Below are 254 nucleotides of genomic sequence, written 5' to 3' on the forward strand. Positions count from 1 at the left end.
AGAAAGTAGTAGACCGTGTGGTCACTACCCGTGATATGAGCATGAGTCCATTGTTTCAGGTGATGTTTGATTTTCACAATGAGGTCGAAAGCTCCAAAGAAGAAAAGCCAAGACTACAAGACCTTGAAATCTCAGGTTATCAGTATACAGATGCTACCTCCCAATTTGATTTGATGTTTAGTATATCCGAATCTGATTTGGATATTTCGATAGGAATCGGTTATTGTACGGCTTTGTTTGAGAGATCTACCATT

At 39.0% G+C, this 254-nt stretch carries 1 protein-coding gene; it reads left to right on the plus strand.

Going from position 1 to position 254, the window contains the following annotated elements; all coding sequences use genetic code 11:
- Window positions 1-254 (plus strand): condensation domain-containing protein (locus FLA105534_RS18795; RefSeq protein WP_173967624.1); only part of this gene is annotated, 254 nt, incomplete at both ends.

Origin of the sequence: Flavobacterium collinsii (genome assembly GCF_902804485.1) — a bacterium.
GTDB classification, from domain to species: Bacteria; Bacteroidota; Bacteroidia; order Flavobacteriales; family Flavobacteriaceae; genus Flavobacterium; species Flavobacterium collinsii.